The 21,555-nt window shown below is 65.5% G+C and carries 18 protein-coding genes; 14 read left to right on the top strand and 4 right to left on the bottom strand.

The genetic code is table 11. The features are described from left to right. The first annotated feature begins 16 nt into the window (after positions 1–16). The 6 genes from G486_RS0108135 (at position 17) to G486_RS0108110 (ending at position 8,384) form a co-directional block, all read left to right on the top strand. Positions 17–1,195 carry an acyl-CoA dehydrogenase family protein gene (locus G486_RS0108135; protein ID WP_027015105.1) on the top strand — a complete coding sequence of 393 codons (1,179 nt, stop codon included), beginning with the start codon at positions 17–19 and terminating at the stop codon, positions 1,193–1,195. Further along, the gene (locus tag G486_RS0108130) at positions 1,192–2,019 is read left to right on the top strand and encodes an enoyl-CoA hydratase/isomerase family protein (RefSeq protein ID WP_034386976.1); all 828 of its coding nucleotides are present in this window, start codon (positions 1,192–1,194) and stop codon (positions 2,017–2,019) included. Before G486_RS0108135 ends, G486_RS0108130 begins: the two co-directional genes overlap by 4 nt. Next, on the top strand, positions 2,016–3,995 hold the full coding sequence (locus tag G486_RS0108125; protein WP_027015103.1) for an acetyl/propionyl/methylcrotonyl-CoA carboxylase subunit alpha: 1,980 nt from the start codon (positions 2,016–2,018) through the stop codon (positions 3,993–3,995). The genes G486_RS0108130 and G486_RS0108125 overlap by 4 nt, the downstream gene beginning before the upstream one ends. A 27-nt stretch (positions 3,996–4,022) precedes the next feature. Further along, the gene (locus G486_RS0108120; protein ID WP_034386973.1) at positions 4,023–4,904 is read left to right on the top strand and encodes a BKACE family enzyme; all 882 of its coding nucleotides are present in this window, start codon (positions 4,023–4,025) and stop codon (positions 4,902–4,904) included. Between the two features lie 28 nt (positions 4,905–4,932). Further along, positions 4,933–6,489: a class I adenylate-forming enzyme family protein gene (locus tag G486_RS0108115; protein ID WP_027015101.1), complete on the top strand. Its 1,557-nt coding sequence runs from the start codon at positions 4,933–4,935 to the stop codon at positions 6,487–6,489. A 305-nt stretch (positions 6,490–6,794) separates the two neighbouring features. Next, a complete protein-coding gene (locus tag G486_RS0108110; protein WP_027015100.1) occupies positions 6,795–8,384 on the top strand; it encodes a class I adenylate-forming enzyme family protein in 1,590 nt (529 codons plus the stop codon). A gap of 13 nt (positions 8,385–8,397) precedes the next feature. Here the strand turns inward: G486_RS0108110 and G486_RS0108105 are convergent, their stop codons facing one another. Further along, on the bottom strand, positions 8,398–8,829 hold the full coding sequence (locus G486_RS0108105) for an acyl-CoA thioesterase (RefSeq protein WP_027015099.1): 432 nt from the start codon (positions 8,827–8,829) through the stop codon (positions 8,398–8,400). A gap of 42 nt (positions 8,830–8,871) precedes the next feature. Between G486_RS0108105 and G486_RS0108100 the strand changes: the two genes are divergently transcribed. The 8 genes from G486_RS0108100 to G486_RS0108065 all read left to right on the top strand — a co-directional run bounded on the left by G486_RS0108100 (position 8,872) and on the right by G486_RS0108065 (position 18,193). Beyond that, entirely contained in the window at positions 8,872–10,734 is a 1,863-nt protein-coding gene (locus tag G486_RS0108100) for an ABCB family ABC transporter ATP-binding protein/permease (protein WP_027015098.1), read from the top strand. A gap of 169 nt (positions 10,735–10,903) precedes the next feature. Next, positions 10,904–11,668, top strand: a complete 765-nt coding sequence (locus G486_RS0108095; protein ID WP_027015097.1) for a GntR family transcriptional regulator — start codon at positions 10,904–10,906, stop codon at positions 11,666–11,668. A gap of 72 nt (positions 11,669–11,740) precedes the next feature. Continuing rightward, the gene (locus G486_RS0108090) at positions 11,741–12,802 is read left to right on the top strand and encodes an aromatic ring-hydroxylating oxygenase subunit alpha (protein WP_027015096.1); all 1,062 of its coding nucleotides are present in this window, start codon (positions 11,741–11,743) and stop codon (positions 12,800–12,802) included. Positions 12,803–12,889: 87 nt separating this feature from the next. Then, positions 12,890–13,381 carry a MarR family winged helix-turn-helix transcriptional regulator gene (locus tag G486_RS0108085; RefSeq protein WP_027015095.1) on the top strand — a complete coding sequence of 164 codons (492 nt, stop codon included), beginning with the start codon at positions 12,890–12,892 and terminating at the stop codon, positions 13,379–13,381. 231 nt (positions 13,382–13,612) lie between these two features. Continuing rightward, positions 13,613–14,974 carry an MFS transporter gene (locus G486_RS0108080; RefSeq protein ID WP_027015094.1) on the top strand — a complete coding sequence of 454 codons (1,362 nt, stop codon included), beginning with the start codon at positions 13,613–13,615 and terminating at the stop codon, positions 14,972–14,974. 94 nt (positions 14,975–15,068) lie between these two features. After that, positions 15,069–16,154, top strand: a complete 1,086-nt coding sequence (locus tag G486_RS0108075; RefSeq protein WP_027015093.1) for an aromatic ring-hydroxylating dioxygenase subunit alpha — start codon at positions 15,069–15,071, stop codon at positions 16,152–16,154. Positions 16,155–16,177: 23 nt separating this feature from the next. Beyond that, entirely contained in the window at positions 16,178–17,146 is a 969-nt protein-coding gene (locus G486_RS0108070; protein WP_027015092.1) for a PDR/VanB family oxidoreductase, read from the top strand. A 102-nt stretch (positions 17,147–17,248) separates the two neighbouring features. Continuing rightward, positions 17,249–18,193 carry a 2-hydroxyacid dehydrogenase gene (locus G486_RS0108065; protein ID WP_027015091.1) on the top strand — a complete coding sequence of 315 codons (945 nt, stop codon included), beginning with the start codon at positions 17,249–17,251 and terminating at the stop codon, positions 18,191–18,193. Between the two features lie 189 nt (positions 18,194–18,382). Here G486_RS0108065 and G486_RS0108060 read toward each other — a convergent pair whose 3' ends face one another. The 3 genes from G486_RS0108060 to G486_RS0108050 all read right to left on the bottom strand — a co-directional run bounded on the left by G486_RS0108060 (position 18,383) and on the right by G486_RS0108050 (position 21,419). Next, positions 18,383–19,420 (bottom strand): DctP family TRAP transporter solute-binding subunit, encoded by a 1,038-nt coding sequence (locus G486_RS0108060; protein ID WP_027015090.1) that lies wholly within the window; start codon positions 19,418–19,420, stop codon positions 18,383–18,385. A gap of 155 nt (positions 19,421–19,575) precedes the next feature. Beyond that, entirely contained in the window at positions 19,576–20,874 is a 1,299-nt protein-coding gene (locus G486_RS0108055) for a TRAP transporter large permease (RefSeq protein WP_027015089.1), read from the bottom strand. Next, complete coding sequence (locus tag G486_RS0108050; protein WP_027015088.1) at positions 20,871–21,419, bottom strand: TRAP transporter small permease; 549 nt, start codon at positions 21,417–21,419, stop codon at positions 20,871–20,873. Before G486_RS0108050 ends, G486_RS0108055 begins: the two co-directional genes overlap by 4 nt. Between the last annotated feature and the right edge of the window lie 136 nt (positions 21,420–21,555).

The following is a 21,555-nucleotide window of genomic DNA, read 5'->3' as shown; positions in this document are numbered from 1 at the left end:
CACAAGGAGACAAGCAATGCAGCTCAGCCATGAACACCGCGAAATCCAGAAGACCCTCAAGCGCTTCATAGACGAGGAGATCAACCCCCATGTCGATGCCTGGGAAGAGGCCGAGATCTTCCCCGCCCATGAGGTCTTCGGCAAGCTAGGCGATCTGGGCCTGCTGGGCCTGACCAAGCCCGAGGCCTTTGGCGGCGCAGGCCTCGATTATTCCTATGGCCTGGCCATGGCCGAGACCCTGGGCCATATACGCTGCGGCGGCGTGCCCATGGCGATTGGCGTGCAGACCGACATGAGCACGCCGGCGCTGGCGCGCTTTGGCAGCGACGAGCTCAAGCGCGATTTCCTCGCGCCTTCGGTGGCCGGCCGCATGGTGGGCTGCATAGGCGTGAGCGAGCCCGGCGCGGGCAGCGATGTCTCGGGCGTGAAAAGCACGGCACGCAAGGACGGGGGCGATTATGTGATCACGGGCCAGAAGATGTGGATCACCAACAGCCTGCAGGCCGACTGGATGTGCATGCTGGTGAATACCGGCGAAGGACCGGTGCACAGGAACAAGAGCCTGATCATGGTGCCGCTGCGCGACGGGCCGAACGGCAGGCTCACCAAGGGCGTGGAGGTCGCACAGAAGATCCGCAAGATCGGCATGAACAGCAGCGATACGGGCTTGCTGTACTTTGACGAAGTGCGCGTGCCCCAGCGCAATCTGATCGGTCAGGAAGGCCATGGCTTCCTCTACCAGATGCAGCAGTTCCAGGAGGAGCGCATGTGGGCCTCGGCCAGTTCCCTGGTGGCCATGGACGAATGCATTCGCGAGACCATCGAATGGGCCCAGGGCCGCAAGATGTTCGGCTCCACCCTGGCCGACCAGCAATGGGTGCAGTTCAAGCTGGCCGAGCTGCAGACCGAGGTCGAGGCCTTGCGCGCCCTGGTCTGGCGCACCTGCGAGCTCTATGTGCAGGGCCAGGACGTGCTGCAGCTGGCCAGCATGGCCAAGCTCAAGTCGGGCCGGCTCACGCGCGCGGTGGCCGACACCTGCTTGCAGTTCTGGGGCGGCATGGGCTTTACCTGGGAGAACCGAGTCTCGCGCCTGTACCGCGACGGCCGCCTGGGCTCGATCGGCGGCGGCGCCGACGAAGTCATGCTGGGCATACTGGCCAAGACCATGGGCATTGCCAAGCGGGCCGTGGCATGAGCGGCACCGCCAAGGATTTGCTGGCCGTAGTCCGCGAGGAGGATGGCGCAGGCCATGCGCGCGAGACCTGGACCTTGAATGCGCCGGCCTCGCGCAATGCACTCACCGATGCCATGGTGGAGCAACTGCTTGCCGCCTGTGAGCGTGCCAGGGGCGATGCGCAATTGCGCTTCATCGTGCTGCGCGGAGCGGGCGGGCATTTCTGCGCGGGCGGCAGCCTGGGCGGATTTGCGGACTCCATAGGCCAGCCACCAGGTGCTGGCGTGGACCCGCTGATAGAGGCCAACCGCAGCTTTGGCCGCCTGCTCGAAGCCCTGTGTGCACTGCCCCAGTGGCTGCTGGCCGCCGTGGAAGGGGCGGCCATGGGCGGCGGCCTGGGCCTGGTGGCCTGTGCCGATCAGGTGCTGGCTGCGGCCGATGCCCAGTTTGCAGCGCCCGAGGTCACGCTGGGCGTGGTGCCTGCGCAGATCGCACCCTTCCTGGTCTGGCGCCTGGGCGCGGGGACGGCTCGCCAATGGCTGCTCCAGGGGCAGCGCTACACGGCGCAGCAGGCGCTGAACGACGGACTGGTGCAGCAGATTGCGGGCCATGACTTCGAGCAGGCAATCGAAGCCCGGTTGCAGGTCATGCGCGTGAGTGGCCCCCTCGCTCTGGCAAGCACCAAGCGCCTGTTGTGGGCCATGGAGGCACCGCGCATCGGCAGCCTGCTTGATACCGCAGCGCGGGAATTTGCCCAGGCCTTGCGCAGGCCCGAAGCCGCCCAGGGTCTGAAAGCCTTTGCCGCACGCGCCAAGGCGCCCTGGCACAGCGAGGAAAAAGCATGAAGAAAATCCTAATCGCCAACCGTGGCGAGATCGCCAGGCGCATTGCCCGCACGGCCCGCCGCATGGGCATTGCCACGGTGGCCGTTTATTCCGATGCCGACGCGCGCAGCCTGCATGTGGGCGAGGCCGACGAGGCCGTGGCCCTGGGGGGGCTGAGCTCGGCCGACAGCTATCTGCGCATGGACAAGCTCATCGCGGCCGCGCGCGCCACCGGGGCCGAGGCCATACACCCTGGCTATGGTTTTCTGAGCGAGGACGCGCGCTTTGCGCGCCTTGTAGAGCAGGAGGGGCTGATCTGGATAGGCCCGCCGTCCGAGGCCATAGAGGCCCTGGGCAGCAAGTCCGCAGCCAAGGCCCTGGCACAAAAGCAAGGCGTGCCCTGCCTGCCCGGCTATGCGGGCACGGATCAGCGCGACGAACGCTTTGAGCAGGCGGCAGCCGAGATCGGCTTTCCGGTCATGGTCAAGGCCGTGGCCGGCGGCGGTGGACGCGGCATGCGCCTGGTGCAGGCGAAGGAGCAGCTCAAGTCTGCGCTGGCCAGTGCGCGCTCCGAGGCCGTTGCCGGTTTTGGCAATGCCGATCTGCTCATGGAGCGAGCGGTGCAGCACCCGCGCCATGTGGAAGTGCAGGTGTTTGCCGACCGCCATGGTCGCTGCATCCATCTGGGTGAACGCGACTGCTCGGTACAGCGCCGCCATCAGAAGATCATCGAGGAATCGCCGAGCCCGGCCGTGAATGCCGAGCTGCGCGAACGCATGGGCGCCTGCGCCGTGGCCCTGGCCCGGGCGGCCGGCTATGTGGGTGCGGGCACGGTGGAGTTTCTGCTCGAGGGCCAGGATTTTTATCTCATGGAGATGAATACCCGGCTGCAGGTCGAGCACCCCGTGACCGAAGCCTTGACGGGGCTGGATCTGGTCGAGTGGCAGATCCGCGTGGCGCGCGGTGAGGCCTTGCCGCTGGCCCAGCAGGAGGTGAGCTTCAGCGGCCATGCCATAGAGCTGCGCATTTGCGCCGAGGACGAGAGCTATGTGCCGCATACGGGCCGGGTGCTGCATTTGCAGGCGCCCCGGGCGCTGGAGTTCGAGCGCGGCGCGCTGCGCTGGGACCATGCGCTGGCGCCGCAGACCGAGGTCTCGCCCCATTACGACGCCATGCTGGGCAAGCTCATCATCCATGCTCCCACGCGCGCAGAGGCCATAGAGCGTGCGCTCGCGGCCCTGGGCCAGCTGTGCGTGCTGGGCTTGCCCACGAACCGTGGCTTTCTCATGCAATGCCTGGATCACGCGCTGTTTCGTGAAGGCCGGGCCTTGATCTCGTTTCTGGCCGAGCATGGCGATGTGCTGCGCGAGCGCCTGGTGGCACGCGAGAAGGCCGCGTTCGAGCGCCATGGGCTGGCCGCAGCCTATGGCCAGGGGCTGCAGGACACGCCGCTGGCCTGCATCTGGGAAAAGCCCTTGCGCCTGCGCTGGCGCGGCGAAACCCGCGATTGGGCCGTCACCGCCCAGGGCGGCACGCGGTTGCGGGTGCGGCAGGGCGAGCAGGATCAGACCCTGGAGCTGCATGGCCGGGCGCCGCAGATGCAATTGGTCGCAGATGGTCTGCGGCAAGGCCTGAGCCTGGTGCATGTGCCCGGGCGCGGACCGAATGCCTGGCATATGCAGGCCGATGGCGTGGACTGGTGGCTGGAGGATGCATCGCTCTCTCGCGCCAAGAGCCAGAGCGCGGCCGAGGCTGCCCAGGTCCTGCGCGCGCCTTTCAACGGCAAGCTGGTGCAGGTCGCGGCACAGGCCGGGCAGACGCTGTCGCCCAGCGAGACGGCCCTGGTCATCGAATCCATGAAGCTGGAGCACAGCCTTTGCGTTTCCGCGCCCTCCGTGGTGCAGGAAGTGCTGGTGGCTCCCGGCCAGCAGGTCACACCCGGTCAGGTGCTGCTGCGCCTGCAGCCCGTACAGGCCGAGGCGCCGGCGCTTGCCTGAACCATTGAATAACAAGGAGACATTCGAGTGACGACTTCCAGCAACAAGGCCATCATCACCTGTTCCATCACGGGCGTGCTCACCGATCCCGCGCAGCACCATGTACCGGTCACGGCCGCACAACTGGCCCAGGAGGCGCGCCGCGCCTATGACGCGGGCGCCGCCGTGGTCCATGTGCACTTTCGCCAGCAGACGCCGGGCAAGGGCCATTTGCCCAGCTGGGACCCGCAGGTGGCGCAGGAGTGCGTGGCCGCCATGCGCGAGGCCTGCCCCGGCCTCATCATCAACCAGACCACGGGCACGGTAGGCCCGAACTACCAGGGCGCGCTCGACTGCCTGCGTGCCACCCGTCCCGAGATGGCGGCCTGCAATGCGGGCTCGCTCAACTACCTCAAGGTGCGCCGCGACGGCAGCTGGGCCTGGCCGCCCATGCTGTTCGACAACCAGCCAGCCAAGGTGCAGGAGCATCTGGACGTGATGGCCGAAACGGGCACCTTGCCCGAGTTCGAATGCTTTGATGTGGGCATCGTGCGCTGCGTGCAGATGTATGTGCAGACCGGCATGTACAAGGGCCTGCCCTCGTACAACTTCGTCATGGGCGTGGAGTCGGGCATGCCCGCCGATGCCGAGCTGCTGCCGATTTTGCTGCGCCTGAAGATGGCCGATGCACCCTGGCAAGCCACGGTCATAGGCCGTGCCGAGATCTGGCCTGTGCACCGCCGCGTGGCCGAGCTGGGCGGGCATTTGCGCTCGGGCCTGGAGGACACCTTCTATCTGCCCGACGGCAGCAAGGTCGAGTCCAACGGCCCGCTGATCGAGCAGCTTGCGCGCTATGCCCAGGAATGCGGCCGGGGCGTGGCCAGCCCGGCCGAGGCGCGCGCCATGCTCGATCTGCCGCAGGCCGCCTGAGTCGGTCTTGAGCCCAGAGAGGAAGCTGATGAACACGCAACAATTTCCGCAGACCGTAGGCCAGGCGCTGGACCGGACAGCCGCCAGGCATCACAAGACCGCCTACATCGATCGCGGCCGCAGCTATAGCTGGCAGGAAGTGCAGCAGATGAGTGCCGTGCTGGCGCGCAATCTGCGCGCCCTGGGTCTGGGCAAGGGCGACCGTATCGGGGTCATCCTGCCCAACGGCATCGAATGGGTTCTGACCTATCTGGCCGCTGCCCGCATGGGCGCCGTGGTCGTGGGTCTGAGCATTCGCTACCGCGACAGCGAGCTGGACTTCATGATGCAGGACAGCCAGATCAAGGCCGTGCTGGCGCCGCTGGCATTTGCGGAGCTGGACTATGTGCAGTACCTGAGCCAGGCGCGCGAGCGCTGCCCCACGCTTGAGCATCTGATGTTCCTCGGCGATCCAGGCGAGGGCCGGGGGCATGATTTCCTGATGCTGCTCAAGGCGCAGGCAGCTGTGCCGGATAGCCAGGAAGAGTCCGTGGAGGCCGATGATCTCTTGCTCATCATCTATACCTCGGGCACCACGGGCAAACCCAAGGCCGCAGGGCTGACACATGGCTCGCAACTGGCATCGGCGCGTGCCCAGTGCGAGCACACCAAGGCTTGTGCAGACGATCTGCTGCAGCTGTCCCTGCCGCTCAACCATGTGGGCGGCATCACCTGCGGCGTGCTCACGCTGATGCTGGCCGGCGCGGGCGCCGAGTTCGTGCCGGTGTTCAACGCGGATACGGTGCTGGAGATGGCCGGGGTCAACCCTCCGACCATGCTCACGGGCGTGCCCACCATGTTTGCGCTGCTGCTGCTCAAGCCGGAGTTTGCCAGCGCCGACTGGAGCCGCCTGCGCCTGGTCATCATCGGCGGCTCGAACGTCGAGCCCGGGCTGCTGTCACGCCTGCAGCAATTGCTGCCTGGCGTGGTCTTCATGAATCTCTACGGCCTGTCCGAGACTTCGGGCGCCATCGTGATGACACCCTGGAATGCCGACCAGCACTCGCTGCTGCACTCGATTGGCCGGCCCCTGGCCGGAGCCGAGGTCTGCGTGGCAGGCCCCGATGGCCGGCCCTTGCCCGCCGGCGAGGTGGGTGAGCTGTGCTATCGCTCGGCCAGCGTCATCCCCGGCTATGTGGGAGCGCAGCGCGACGAGGGCGCATTCGATGCACTGGGCTGGCTGCATTCGGGCGATCTCGGGTACCTGGATGAGCAGGGCCAGATCTATCTCATGGGCCGCAAGAAGGACATGTTCATTCAGGGCGGATTCAATGTCTATCCGGCCGAGGTCGAGGGCGTGCTGGGCCTGCATCCCGGCGTGCTCATGGCCGCAGGCCTGGGCGTGCCCGACCCGGTGCTGGGCGAGGTCGGGCGCTATTACGTGGTTGCCAAGCCCGGCGTGGAGCTCAGCGAGGCCGAGTTGCAGGCGCATTGCCTGGCGCATCTGGCGGACTACAAGGCGCCCAGGCAGATCGTGTTTCGCAGCGAATTGCCGATGACGCCTGCGGGGAAGATTCAAAAGGCCTTGCTCAGAGGCTCTCCCTGAGTCGCCTGGGGCGCCTTCTCTCGCAAGGGCGGTGAGCCTCTCGCTGCGGGGCCGCCCTTGCTCGGAAGCCTGGAGTCGGGCTTTGCCAGCTTTAGGCCTTGAGCCCTTGAGCCCTTGAGCCCTTGAGCCCTTGAGCCCTTGAGCCCTTGAGCCCTTGAGCCTTGACGTTGCCTGCCCGGGCTGCAGATGACCTATTTTTTGGCGGGAGTGAGTAGAGAAAAAACAAGACAACAGAGTGGAGAAGAGGGCGCCGTTCAAGGCGCTCAGGGTTGCTGGATCAAACACATATACACAGGAGACAAACCATGATTGAAATGCCCGTTTTCCAAGGTGCGCAACGCATACGCCGCATAGCCCTGGGCGACATCGTGCATCGCACGGCACAGCGCCATGCAGGCCGCATCGCCTTGTGGGATGGTGATGCGAGCATGCGCTACGGCGAGCTCGACGCGCAAAGCTCGCAGTTCGGCCATTACCTGCTGTCCAGGTTCGGCACGCGCAAGCAGATTGCCATGCTGTGTGCGAACTCCATGGACATGGTCGTGGCCTTCACAGGCATACACAAATCCGGCAATGTCTGGGCACCCGTCAATCACAGGCTGGATCTTGCGGGGCTGGAATACATACTGCGCCATGCCGAAGCCTGTGCCGTGGTCGTGGATGCGGAGATTCTGGCGGCGCCCGGCATGGCCGAGATGCTGGGCAAGCTGGGCCTGCCTCTGATACTCACCATGGCCGATGCTGCAGAGCCGGCCGGGGGCGACTGCATCACCCTGGCCCGGGCCTGCAAGGGCCAGGGCAGCGATCTGCCCGAAGTGGAGATTCGCGACGAACAGCCAGCCCTGCTGATGTATACCAGCGGTACCACCGGCCATCCCAAGGGCGTGGTGCATTCCCACCTCAGCGTCTATAGCGCGATCTCGGCCAATACCAGCCTGTTCGGCATGGATTGCACGGATGTCTCCACCTGCATGCTGCCGCTGTTTCACTGTGCCCAGCATGTGATGTGGGCCACCTGCAGCTTTGCGGGCGGCAGCATGGTGCTGATGCGCAGCTTTGTGCCGGGCCAGGTCGCACGCCTGCTGACCGAACGCCGAGTGACCCAGATGGTGGGCCTGCCCATGATGTATGCGGCCGTGCTGGCCGACACCAGTTATGAGGCGGCCGACTACTCCAGCATGCGCCTGTGCATTTACGCCATGGCTCCCATGCCCCAGCCGTTGATTGCGCAGATCTCCCGGCGCATGACGGGCAATATCCGGCTGGCCACGGGGCAGACCGAGATCTACCCGACCACGCTGAGCTTCGATCCTGTGGCCAATCCGGGGCGTGATGCCAATTACTGGGGCTTGAGCAACCCGGTGTGCGACAGCGCCATCATGGACGACGAGGGCCGTCTGCTGCCTGCAGGTCAGGTGGGCGAGATCGTGCACCGAGGCCCGAACGTCATGCTCGGCTATTTCAAGGACGAGGCAGCCACGCGCCATGCGCAGCGCCATGGCTGGCATCACACCGGCGATCTGGGCATGCTGGACGAGGACGGGCAGATCCAGTTTCTGGACCGGCAAAAAGACATGATCAAGACTGGTGGCGAGAACGTGGCCAGCGTCAAGGTCGAGGCTGCCGTACTGGCCCATCCTGCGGTTGCGGCCTCGGCCGTGCTCGGCCTGCCCCATCCGCGCTGGAGCGAGGCGGTGTGCGCCCTGGTGGTGCTCAAGCCCGGCGCCCTGTGTTCGGAGGACGACCTGTTGCTTCACTGCCGCGAGCGCCTGGGCAGCTTCGAGGTACCCAAGCTGGTTCGCTTCGTCGAGACCCTGCCGGCCACGAGCACGGGCAAGATCCAAAAGCATGTGCTCAGAAAGCAGTATGCGGATCTGGTGGAGCACATGCTCTGAGCCGTCTTAGGGGTCAGTCCCGGGGCCGGCTCTGGTCCTGGGGGTTGAGCGGCCTGGGCCGGCCTTCGGCATCTATGGCCACATAGGTGAGCAAGGCCTCGGTGACCTTGACGAAATGGCCCTGGTCGGAAAAACGCTCGGCAAGAACTTCCACGTCCACGGTGACCGAGGTGCGGCCTATGCGCTGGATGCTGGAGTAGAACGACAGAATGTCGCCCACACGCACGGGCTGCTTGAACACGAACTCCTTGACGGCCACGGTGGCCATGCGGCCGTGGCCCAGACGTGCAGGCAGGACCGATCCGGCAAGGTCGACCTGGGCCATGACCCAGCCGCCAAAAATATCGCCGTTGGCATTCACATCGGCAGGCATGGGAATGACCTTGAGAACCAGCTCCTTGTCTTGCGGCAAGGGGTGTGAGGGGAGGTCGGGGCGCGGAGGCATGGGCACAATGGGGTGAATATAAGAATCCGGAATTGTCTCCCCATGCGTAGAACAAGTATTGATACTCAGGGAATACCCTTGATTTCTGAGAAGACTCCCGCGAGGGACTGGCAGGTGCTGCGGCGCCTGCTGCCCTATCTGTGGCAGTACAAGTGGCGGGTGCTGGCCGCGCTGATGTTCATGATTGCGGCCAAGCTCGCGAATGTGGGCGTGCCCGTGCTGCTCAAGCACCTGGTTGATGCACTGGATGTGCGCGCCGGCGATGCCAAGGCCTTGCTGGTCGTGCCCGTGGGCCTGTTGCTGGCCTATGGGCTGCTGCGCTTTTCCACCACCCTGTTCACCGAGCTGCGCGATCTGGTGTTTGCCAAGGCCACGCAGGGCGCATCGCGCTCCATTGCGCTGTCCACCTTCGAGCATCTGCATGCACTGAGCCTGCGCTTTCACCTGGAGCGCCAGACCGGCGGCATGACGCGCGACATAGAGCGCGGCGTGCGCAGCACCGAGTCGCTGATCTCGTATTCGCTCTACAGCATTCTGCCCACGCTGATCGAGATGGCCCTGGTGCTGGGGATTCTGGCGCTGAACTTCGACATCTGGTTTGCGGCCATCACGCTGGCGGCGCTGGCGTTCTACATCACGTTCACGGTCACGGTCACCGAATGGCGCACGCGCTTCAGGCGCGAGGCCAACGCCCAGGAGTCGGCCGCCCACACCAAGGCCATCGATTCGCTGCTCAATTACGAGACGGTCAAATACTTCAACAACGAGAAGTTCGAGGCCGAGCGCTACGACGTCAACCTGGAGAAACTGCGCCGCGTGCGCCTCAAGAGCCAGACCACGCTGACCATGCTCAACTGCGGCCAGCAGCTCATCATCGGTGCGGCGCTGGTGGCCATTCTCTGGCGCGCAACCCAGGGCGTGGTCGATGGCCGGCTCTCGCTGGGCGACCTGGTCATGGTGAATGCCTTCATGATCCAGCTCTACATACCACTGAACTTTCTGGGCGTGATCTACCGCGAGATCAAGCAGAGTCTGGCCGACCTGGACCGCATGTTCACCCTCATGGACAAGGAGCGCGAGGTGGACGACGCCGCCCATGCCCAGCCTCTGGTGCTCGACGGCGGACCGCCCGAGGTGCGCTTCGAGCATGTGGACTTCGCCTACGATCCCGTGCGCCCCATCTTGCGTGACTTGAGCTTCAGCATCCCCGCAGGCAAGACCGTGGCCGTGGTCGGCCCCTCGGGCGCGGGCAAGAGCACGCTGGCGCGGCTGCTGTTCCGCTTTTATGACGTGAGCGCGGCGCCGCCGGGCAGCGCGCAGGGCGCAGGCCGCATCACCATTGCGGGCCAGGACATTCGCGACGTGACCCAGGCCAGCCTGCGCCGCGCCGTGGGCATTGTTCCGCAGGACACGGTGTTGTTCAACGATACGGTGGAATACAACATCGCCTACGGCCGCCCCGGGGCGAGCCACGAGGAGATCGTGGCTGCGGCCCGCGCCGCGCGCATTCACGACTTCATAGCACGCACGCCCGAGGGCTATGCGACGCGCGTGGGCGAGCGCGGGCTCAAGCTCTCGGGCGGCGAGAAGCAGCGCGTGGCGATTGCGCGCACCCTGCTCAAGAACCCGCCGGTGCTGATCTTTGACGAGGCCACTTCGGCGCTGGATTCGGCCAACGAGCGCGCCATACAGGCCGAGCTCACCAGCGTGGCCCAGGGCAAGACCACGCTGGTCATCGCCCACCGCCTGTCCACCGTGGTCAATGCCCATGAAATCCTGGTGATGGATGCGGGTCGCATCGTCGAGCGCGGCAGCCACGATCAGTTGCTGGCCGCTGGCGGGCGCTATGCGCAGATGTGGAACATGCAGCTCAATCAGCCGCAGGCACAGGAGGCAGCTGTGTAATCGGCCGCCGCCTGCCATGAGTCTTTCAAGCCGCCAATTTCAGGCGGCTTTTTTGTTGGTACGGGTGATGTATACATTCAAATGAGTGTTTTCCCTTGTTTTTGGGTGGTCGAGGCGATTTATTGATTTTTATGTATACATTTGGCGCTTCAAACAAAAGCCACGAGACATGACCCAAGCCATTGCCCCGGTCCCTGCCGCACAGGAAAGCCACTCCCAGGTCGTCAAGGTTCAGCTCCAGCTGCGCGAGAGGATTCTTGCCGGCGAACTGGCCGCCGGGGAGCGCATTGCCGAGCTGGCCATAGTCCAGCGCCTGGGCATTTCCCGCACGCCGATTCGCGAGGCGCTGATGCGTCTGGAGCAGGAAGGCATGCTCGAGGCCGTGGCCGGCGGGCGCGGCTACCGGGTGCGCGTTTTCTCCGAAGCCGATGTGAGCGATGCCATCGAGCTGCGCGGCACGCTGGAAGGCCTGGCTGCGCGCATGGCGGCCGAGCGCGGCGTCGACGAGCGTCTGATGGCCCAGGCCTTGCGCTGCCTCGATGCGATCGACCGCGTGCTCGATGCTCCCGGCTGGGGTGATCAGGCTTTCTCGCGCTATGTGGCATTGAACTCGGAATTCCATGACCAGTTGCTGGCCATGTCGGGCAGCGCCTTCATGCAGCGCGAGCTGGAGCGCGTCAAGCGCCTGCCGTTCGCCTCGCCCTCGGGCTTTGTGATTGTGCGCTCCGATTCGCCACGTGCGCACCACAGTCTGATCCTCGCCCAGGAGCAGCACCGCCAGGTTCTTGAAGCCATAGAACAGCGCGAAGGCGCGCGCGCCGAAGCCCTGATGAAAGAGCATTCGCGCATTGCGCGGCGCAATCTGCGCGAGGCCATGCGCGCACCCGAGGCCGCTGGCGTGCCTGGCGCGCAACTGATTCGCGCCGGACGCTGACCGGCCGGCTTGAGGCGCTGGCGCTGCGGCCGGGTGCCGCAGGCGCGCGAAGAAAACACAAGGAGACCCACGATGAAAAGCCCCGAACAAAACACGTTTCCACGCAACACCTGGTATGTGGCAGCCAAGGCGGATGAAGTCCAGGACCGGCCCCTGGGCCGCCAGATCTGCGGCGAGCGCATGGTGTTCTACCGCGCCAAGGAGGGGCGGGTGGCGGCCGTGGAGGATTTTTGCCCGCATCGCGGCGCGCCGCTGTCCCTGGGGCGGGTCTGCGAGGGCAAGCTGGTCTGTGGCTACCACGGCCTGGAGATGGGCTGCGACGGCAAGACCATTGCCATGCCCGGCCAGCGCGTGCGCGGTTTCCCTGTGATCAAGAGCTATGCGGTCGAGGAGCGCTACGGCTTCATCTGGGTCTGGCCGGGCGACAAAAGCCAGGCCGATGCGACGCTGATCCCCGAGCTGCAATGGCATGGCAGTCCCGAGTGGGCCTATGGTGGCGGGCTGTTCCACATCAAGGCCGATTACCGGCTCATGATCGACAACCTCATGGATCTCACCCACGAGACCTATGTGCATGCGACAAGCATAGGCCAGTCCGAGATCGACGAGACGCCCTGCAAGACCGAAGTCCATGGCGAGGGCGAAGTCGTGACCAGCCGCTTCATGCACGACATTCCTGCGCCGCCGTTCTGGAAGATGGCGCTGCGCAGCAACGGCCTGGCCGATGACGTGAATGTGGATCGCTGGCAGATCTGCCGCTTCACCCCGCCCAGCCACGTGATGATCGAGGTCGGCGTGGCCCATGCCGGCAAGGGCGGCTACGAGGCACCCGACGAGCACAAGGTCTACAGCGTGGTCGTGGACTTCATCACGCCCGAGACCGACGGCTCCATGTGGTATTTCTGGGGCATGGCGCGCAAGTTCAACCCCGGCGATGCCGCAGTCACCGAGCAGATACGCGCAGGCCAGCACAAGATCTTCAGCGAGGATCTGGAAATGCTGGAGCTGCAGCAGCGCAATCTGGCCGACCATCCCGAGCGCCAGCTGCTCAAGCTCAACATCGATGCGGGCGGCGTGCAGTCGCGCAGAATCATCGAGCGCCTCATTACGTGCGAAGAGGCCGTGAGCACATGAATGCGGGTCGCGCACAAAACCCTGGGTGCAGGGTGAATGCGGTAATCTCGAAGGCCGACCCCCAGCCCGCCTTTGCCCTGCCGCCGCATGCCTTCTCCCGCACCCGATCCGCTTTCCCTGGACCTCTACGATCAGCCCGGCCATTTGATCCGCCGCGCGCAGCAGATTGCATCGCAGCTGTTCCGCGACGTGCTGGGCCCCGATGTGACGCCCGTGCAGTACGCGATCTTGCGCATGCTGCAGGAAGCGCCGGGCATAGACCAGGTCACGCTGGCACGCCTGGTGGCGCTGGACAACTCGACCACGGCCGACATTGCCGCGCGCCTGGAGAGCAAGGGCTGGATTCACCGCGAGCTTTTGCCCCGGCGCCAGCGCTGTCTGAGCCTCACGACCGAGGGCGAAGCCATGCTCGCGGCCTTTGTGCCGAACGTGCACGAACTGCGACAACGCATGCTCTCGGCCCTGGAGCCGGGCGAGCAGGCCGAGTTCAAGCGCCTGCTGCGCAAGTTCGTGCAACTGCACGATGCCAGCGAGGCCACGCAAATTCCAGCAAAGGCCAGAACCGTCCGCCGCAAGTAAGGCCTGCGGGCCAGGACGGCGCGCGCCTCGCCCGGCATTGCATCTGCAGATCTTGCTGAAGATCTGATTTCCATTCGGGAAATCCCTGGTTTGGTGTGAATTTTCATTCAGTAAACTGAATGAGATTCAGTGTGCTGAATAATGAGAAAAACTCCTGGAGACAACGATGAAACTGCTGATCGCCTTTGCCCGGCACACAAGTGCCAGGCCGTTCCTGATGGAGGTGCTGCCATGAGCCAGAATCTGCGTACGCAGCTGGACCAGCGGCCCATGAGCATGTTCCAGTGGTCTGTGGTGGGGGTCTGCATGGTCCTCAACATGATCGATGGCTTCGATGTGCTGGTCATGGCCTTTACCGCCTCCTCGGTTTCCGCTCACTGGAAACTCAGCGGCTCGGAGCTGGGCTTCTTGCTCAGCGCCGGCCTGTTCGGCATGGCCGGTGGATCGCTGCTGCTCGCGCCCTGGGCCGACAGGCTGGGGCGGCGCCCGTTGATCCTCGGCTGTCTGCTGATTTCCGGCCTGGGCATGCTCGCCTCCGCCTGGAGCCAGACCCCGGCGCAGCTGGCGGCGCTGCGCGTACTCACGGGTGTGGGTGTGGGCGGCATCCTGGCCTGCAGCAACGTGATCGCCAGCGAATACGCGTCGCTGCGCTGGCGCAGCCTGGCCGTGACCCTGCAGTCCACGGGCTATGCGCTGGGCGCGAGCATAGGCGGCAGCATTGCCGTCTGGCTGCTGGCCCAGCATGGCTGGCGCTCGGTCTTTCTGTTCGGCGGCATCTGCACGCTGACGGTCTTCGTGATCGCCTGGCTGGCGTTGCCGGAGTCGCTGGACTTTCTGCTGGCCAAGCGCCCCCGCAGGGCTCTGGAGAGGCTCAATGCCCTCACGGGCCGCATGGGCCTGCCGCTTCTGCGCAGCCTGCCGGATCAGACCGCATCGCCGGGCGCAGCCCGGGCCAGCGGTCCGCTGCAGCTGCTCTCGCCGGGTCTGCGCCGCCCCACCTTGCTGGTCTGGCTGTCCTTCTTCTCGGTGATGTTCGGCTTTTACTTCGTGATGAGCTGGACGCCCAAGCTGCTGGCCGCATCCGGCCTTACGGCCGAGCAGGGCGTGACCAGCGGCGTGCTGCTGAGCCTGGGCGGCATTCTGGGTGCGACCTTGCTGGGGCTGCTGGCGGCGCGCTTTGCGATCCACCGTGCGCTGGCGGTCTTCATGCTGATCACGGCCCTGCTGCTGTGCTTTCTGGTCGGCAGTTCGGGGGCGCTGTGGGTGTCGTATGCGCTGGCCTTTTTCATCGGCATCTTCGTGAATGCCTGCGTGGCCGGGCTGTACGCGATCGCGCCCGTGGTCTATGGCAGCGATGTGCGCGCCACGGGCGTGGGCTGGGGCATTGGCATAGGGCGCATAGGGGCCATCGTCTCGCCCCTGGTGGCGGGCCGGCTGCTGGATGCGGCCTGGTCGCCGGGCCAGTTGTATGTGGGCTATGGCCTGGCCTTTGTGTTTGCGGCCGCAATTGTTTCTCTGCACCGGATTGCCAGCCCCTCGGCATCCCGCAGCACTGCGGGCGCGGCTGCAGCTCTGTCCACGCACAAGGCATGAATCCTGGCGCGCCGCAGCGCGCGCCAGAGAACGCCGGTCCCGGGGCTTGCGCAAGAGGCGCCCCAGGCCGGCCATAACAAAGAGGAAGTACGCAATGACTCCAACCACCCACGCCGCATCTATTGCATCCGCGCCGGCCTTTCCGCTCGAACAGTGGTATGTGGCAGGCTTTTCCTGGGAGCTCAAGAGCGCGCCCGTGGCACGCACCTTGCTCGGCCATCCCGTGGTGCTGTTTCGCACCGCCGACGGTAAGGTCGCGGCGCTGGAGGACCGCTGCTGCCACCGCGAACTGCCGCTGTCCTGCGGCACGGTGGAGGACCGGGGCCTGCGCTGCGGCTACCACGGCCTGCTGTTCGACCATGGCGGGCGCTGCCTCGAGGTTCCGGGCCAGGAGCGCATTCCACCCAAGGCCTGCGTCAAGTCCTTTGTGCTGCGCGAGCGCGACCAGATTCTCTGGATCTGGATGGGCGCCACGCCGGACTCCGTGCCCGCGCAGGAGCCGCCCGCCTATGAGGTGCATGGCGATCCTGCCTACCGCTTTGGCGGCGATGTCTACCACTACGATGCGCCTTACCAGCTGATTCACGACAATCTGCTGGATCTGAGCCACCTCGGCTATGTGCACCTCAAGACCATTGGTGGCAATGCCAGCGTGCACATGAATGCCGAGCTCAAGCTCAGTCAGCAGGGCGACTCGGTGAAGGTCGTGCGCTGGATGCCCGACTCGGAGCCGCCCCCCACCTATAGCGCGGCCTGGCCGTTCCAGGGGCGCATCGACCGCTGGCAGGAGGTCGAGTTCCACCCCTCCCATGTGCGCATCTGGACCGGTGCCATGGACAGGGGCACGGACCGGCTCGACAACCCGCAGCGCCAGGGCTTTCACATGCGCGGCTTTCATGGCGTGACGCCCGAGACCGAGACCTCGGCCCATTACTTCTGGACCATTGCCACCAACCCGCATCCGCAGATGCAGGATCCCACGCAGCTGGTCATAGACCAGACGGCAGCGACCTTCGAGGAAGACAAGGTGGTGATCGAGGCGCAGTTCCGCAATCAGCAGCGCTTTGGCGCGCGCCCCGTGGTCGACATCCATGTGGATGCGGGCCCGAACCGCGCGCGGCGTGTCATCGAGCGTCTGCGAACGGCCGGCGCCAGGGCTGGCGAGGGAGCATCGGCATGAGCAAGGAAGAAAAGGCCTTTCCCATGGGCGCGCAGACAAGTCTTGAGGTGTGCATTGCACGCAAGCAGGCCGAGGCGCAGGACATCTGCAGCCTCGAGCTGCGGGCACTGCCAGGCCAGAGCCTGCCGGCCTTTGCCGCGGGCGCGCACATCGACGTGCACCTGCCCGGCGGCCTGGTGCGCCAGTATTCGCTGAGCAATGACTGCGCCGAGCCCGACCGCTACGTGATCGCCGTACTGCGCGAAAGTGCCTCGCGCGGCGGCTCGGCCGCCGTGCACACGCAATTGCTGCAGGGCCAGCAGATCTGCATCAGCGCGCCGCGCAACCACTTTGCGCTGCAGGCCGGGGCGAAAAAGCACTTGCTGCTGGCCGGGGGCATAGGCATTACGCCGATTCTGTCCATGGCCCGCTGCCTGGCGCGCGAGGGCGCGGACTTCACGCTGCACTACAGCGCCAGGGCGCGCGAGCGCATGGCCTTTGCCGAGGCCATCGAGGCTTCGGCCTGGGCTACGAGGGCGCATCTGCATCTGGATACTGCAGGCGGCAAGCCGCAGCTGGACATCGCAGGCCTGCTGGCCGTGGCCGAGCCGGGCACGCACCTGTACGTCTGCGGGCCCCGGGGCTTCATGGATGCGGTGCTGGACACGGCCAGGGCTGCAGGCTGGCCGCAGGAACAATTGCATTACGAGTTTTTCGCCGGCGAGGCCGGGCCCCGCGAGGACGATGCCGGGTTCGAGATCCAGGTCGCGAGCACGGGCCAGGTGGTGCGTGTGGCGCCCGAGCAGACCGTGGTGCAGGCGCTGGAATCCATAGGCGTCTGCGTGCAGACCTCGTGCGAGCAAGGCGTTTGCGGAACCTGTCTCACACGCGTGCTGGAAGGCGAGATCGAGCACCGCGACATGTACCTCACCGAAGAGGAGCAGGCCGCCAACGACCAGTTCACGCCCTGCTGCTCACGCGCCAGATCGTCCAGGCTGGTGCTGGATTTGTAGCCGGCGCTGCAGGGGCAAGTTCAGCTCTCATGCAGGCCCGGGCAGGCGCATGCAGAATTTCTGCGGCCCTGAGCGGAAACTGACTTGCCGCGCGGCCCTGCCATGAAACCTGTACTGCTTGTTCTCAACTTCAACACCCCCGAGCATCTGCGCCTGATGGCGCAGAGCTTTGCCGACTTCGAACTCATCTACGCGCCCGATGCCGCGCAAGCCGAGGCCGCGATCGCCGCCCATGGCGAGCGCGTGCGGGTGGTGCTCACCGTGGGTGCCACGGGCCTGTCGGCCGCGCAGATGCAGCGCCTGCCCGCGCTGACCCTGGTCTGTGCCATGGGCGCGGGCTATGAGAACGTGGACCTTGCCCATGCGCGCGGACGCGGCATTGCCGTGGGCAATGGCGCAGGCACCAACGACGACTGCGTGGCCGACCACGCCATGGGCCTGTTGCTGGCCGCCAGGCGCGGCATCAGCCACCAGGACCGGCTGGTGCGCGAAGGCGTGTGGCGCACGGCCATCGGCTTTCCGCCCCATGTCTCGCACAAGCGCCTGGGCATTCTGGGCATGGGCAGCATAGGCCGCAAGATCGCGCAGCGCGCGCTGGGCTTCGAGATGCAGATCGCCTACCACAACCGCCGTCCCCGAGCCGATGTGGCGCATGCCTATTTCGGCTCGCTCATGGAGCTTGCGGCCTGGGCCGATTTCCTGGTCGTGGCCTTGCCGGGCGGTGCCGCCACGCGGCATCTGGTGGGCGCCCAGGTGCTCGATGCGCTGGGCCCCCAGGGCGTGCTCGTGAACATTGCGCGCGGCAGCGTGGTCGACACCCAGGCCCTGGCTGCGGCCCTGCGCGAAGGCCGACTGGGCGCGGCAGGCCTGGATGTCTATGAGAGCGAGCCCGCGCCGCCGGCCGAGCTCGTGGCTCTGGACAAGGTGGTGCTCACGCCCCATGTGGGCGGCTGGTCGCCCGAGGCCGTGCAGAACTCGGTAGAGCGCTTCATCGCCAACATGCGCTGCCACCTCGAAGGCCGTCCCCTGGTCTCGCCCGTTCAATAACAAGAGCTGCTAGCGCTTGCTGTATATCGATTTCAGATCGTTTTATGTCTGAAATGGCTTGAAGGCATGTGCTTGCAGCTATCTTTTTAGATAGTCTGCGGGGGCGCAGACGGAATGCAAAAAGCCCCGGGCCTGGACAGATCCCGGGGCTTTGGTCTGGATGGCGGAGCTTAGATCGTGAACACGCTCTTACTGCTTGCGTGCGGCAATCGCCTTCTCGGCGGCGTTCACGAGGTCGGCGCCGACCTGCTGCTTCCACTTGTCATACACGGGACGCGTGGCCTTGACGAAGGCTTCGCGCTCGGCGGGGCTCAGCTGGGTCACGGTCACGCCGTGGGTGGTCAGCTCCTTGAGCAGGGGCTTGTCGGCCTCGATCATGCCCTTGCGCGAGATCGCGACCTGCTCCTTGGCGGAGTCCAGCGCAGCCTGGCGCACGATGGCCTGGTCTTCCTTGGTCCAGCTGTTCCAGATGTCCTTGTTGACCACGAAGATCAGCGGGTCGTTGATATAGCCCCACATGGTCATGTACTTCTGGCCCACGGACTGGAGCTTGGCGGCGGTGTAGACGGCCACGGGGTTTTCCTGGCCGTCCACGGCGCCGCTGGCCATGGCGGGCTGGGCATCGGCCCAGCTCATCTGCGTGGGGTTGGCGCCCAGGGCGGTGAAGGTGTCGAGGAACAGCGGCGAGCCCACGACGCGGATCTTCAGGCCCTTGAGGTCGGCCGGGCTCTTGATCGGGTGCTTGGAGTTGCTGATCTCGCGATAGCCGTTCTCGCCCCAGGCCAGGGGCACGACACCGGCTTTTTCCAGGCGCTCGAACAAGCGCTTGCCGGGCTCGCCCTGGGTCAGCGCATCGGCGGCCGCGTAGTCGGGCATGAGAAACGGCAGCGCGAACAGGTTGAGCTCCTTGATCTGGGGCGACCAGTTGAGGGTCGAGCCCACGGCCATGTCGATCACGCCCTGGCGCAGCGCCGAGAACTCGCGCGTCTGGTCGCCCTGGACCAGGGAGACGCCGGGGTAGAGCTTGATGTTGATGCGGCCATTGGTGCGCTCGCGCACCTTGTCGGCCCAGATCTCGCCGCCCTTGCCCCAGGGAAAGGCCGTGCCCAGCACCAGGGACATGCGGTATTCGCTCTTGTACTTGCCCTGGGCCATGGCCGTGGGCAGGCCCAGGGTCAGCGCTGCGGCGGCAGCAACGGCGGTGGTGAGAAATGTGCGTAGTTTCATGGTGGATGTCTCCTGGTTAAAAAATGATCCGGTGCGCCATGTGGGGGGAATCGTGCCTGGTTCAGAGACCCTGCGCCAGGGCCACCCCGCAGCGCCGGCGTCGTCCCCCTTCCCGCGCAGCGGCAGAAGGGGGAAGGCGCGTAGCGCCTCAGAGGCTAATACCCCAGCTTTGCGGGCAGCCACAGCGCCAGTTGCGGGAAGGCAATGACCAAAATCATGACCACGAACATGGCCAGCAGCATGGGGCCGACCCAGCGCACCGTGGACTCCATGCGCACGCCTGCGATACGGCAGGACACCATGAGGTTCACGGCCAGCGGCGGCGTGAACTGGCCCAGTGCGACCTTGAGCGTGAGGATCACGCCAAACCACACGGGATCCCAGTGGTAGTGGTTCATGATGGGCAGCAGCAGCGGCACGAAGATCAGGAAGATGGAGATGCCGTCCAGGAACATGCCCACGGTGATGAGCAGCAGGATCAGCAAGGCCATCACGCCCCATTCGCCCAGGCCCGAGTTGACGATGGCATTGGCCACGGGATCGATCACGCCCAGCGTGGACAGCGAGAACGCAAAAATGCCGGCCAGCGAGACCACGAGCAAGATCACGGCCGAGAGCTCGCCGGCCTCGCGCAGTATGGGATACAGATCGCGTATGCCTATCGTGCGGTGAATCACCATGCCCACGAACAGGCCGTAGAACACGGCCACCACGGCGGCCTCGGTGGGCGTGAACCAGCCCGCGCGCATGCCGCCCAGGATCAGCACCGGCGCGGCCAGGCCCCAGGCGGCCTCCTTGAGGCTCTTCCAGAAGGGCGGGCGCGACATGTTGGCTTCTTCGGCGCCCATCTTGTGCTTGCGCGACAGCCAGACGGCGGGAACGATGAGCGCGATGCCGGCCAGAATGCCGGGCACCATGCCGGCTGCGAACAGCGCGGGCACGGAGGCGCCGGGCACGAGCACCGAGTAGATGATGAAGGCCACCGAGGGCGGGATCAGAATGTCCGTGGCTGCGGCCGCACCGACCACGCTGGCCGAGAAGCTGCCCGGATAGCCGGCACGGCTCATGGCCGCGATCATCACGCCGCCCACGGCGGCCGCATTCGCAGGGCCTGAGCCCGAGATGCCGCCCAGGAACATGGCCACGGCAATCGCCACCAGGGGCAGCATTCCCGAGCCCCGGCCCACGATGGCCACGGCAAAGTTCACCAGGCGCAGGGCCACGCCCGAGCGGTCGAAGATCGAGCCCACGAGCACGAACATCGGAATCGCGAGCAGCGGGTACTTGCCCAGGCCGGCATAAAAATTCTGCGGCACGGCCAGCAGGCCGAACCATTGGGTCTCTGAGTTGGCCAGCGCAATCGCGGCCGCGCCTGCCAGGCCCAGGGCCGCGCCAATCGGCACGCCCAGCAGCATGAGCAGCAGGAAGCCGACAAACAGCAGGGTTGCAATCATGGTGCCTGCTCCTCATCGGTGGTGTCGAAAGCGCCGGGACGGCCCTGGCGCACGAACAGTTGCAGCGCACGCGCCGTGATCAGGGCCGAGAACACCGGCAGCCAGATGGAGTACCACCACTGCGGCACGCCAATGCCGGGCGAGGTCTCCTCATAGCGGTAGTCATCCCAGACCACGCGCACGCTGAGCACGGCGATCAGCGCAAACAGCAGGGCCACCATCAGCGAGCCAAAGCGGGCCAGGCGCTTTCTGCGCGCAGCGCTGCCGCTCTGGGCGAAGTATTCGATGCGGATGTGGGCATCGCGCGCCACGGCGGCCGAGCCGGCCACCATGGCCAGCAAAATCATGAGAAAGACCGAGATCTCCTCGGTCCAGGCGAACGAAGAATCGGTGAAATAACGCACCAGCACATTCGCAAAGGTTATCAGGGCCAGGGCGGCCATGATGGCAACGCTGAGCCAGTCTTCCAGGCGCAGCGAGCGTGGCTGATCGCTTTCGGAGGATGGCGCCTTGCCGGCGCCGTTTTCGGAGGATGGGGATGACATGGGATGAGGTGACGGAAAAAACACATGCTTGGTCAGGGCTGTCAGGAGGTGCTGCGGACCTTGTGTGTCCGGCCTCGTACTGGGAGTGTCACATTTGGTAAATATGACACGCGCCATTATGTGCCGTGCACGCCGT

Source organism: Comamonas composti DSM 21721 (genome assembly GCF_000429845.1).
Taxonomy (GTDB): Bacteria; Pseudomonadota; Gammaproteobacteria; order Burkholderiales; family Burkholderiaceae_C; genus Comamonas; species Comamonas composti.
Note: the sequence above shows the minus strand (reverse complement) of the source record. Positions and strands in the feature narration are given on the sequence as shown.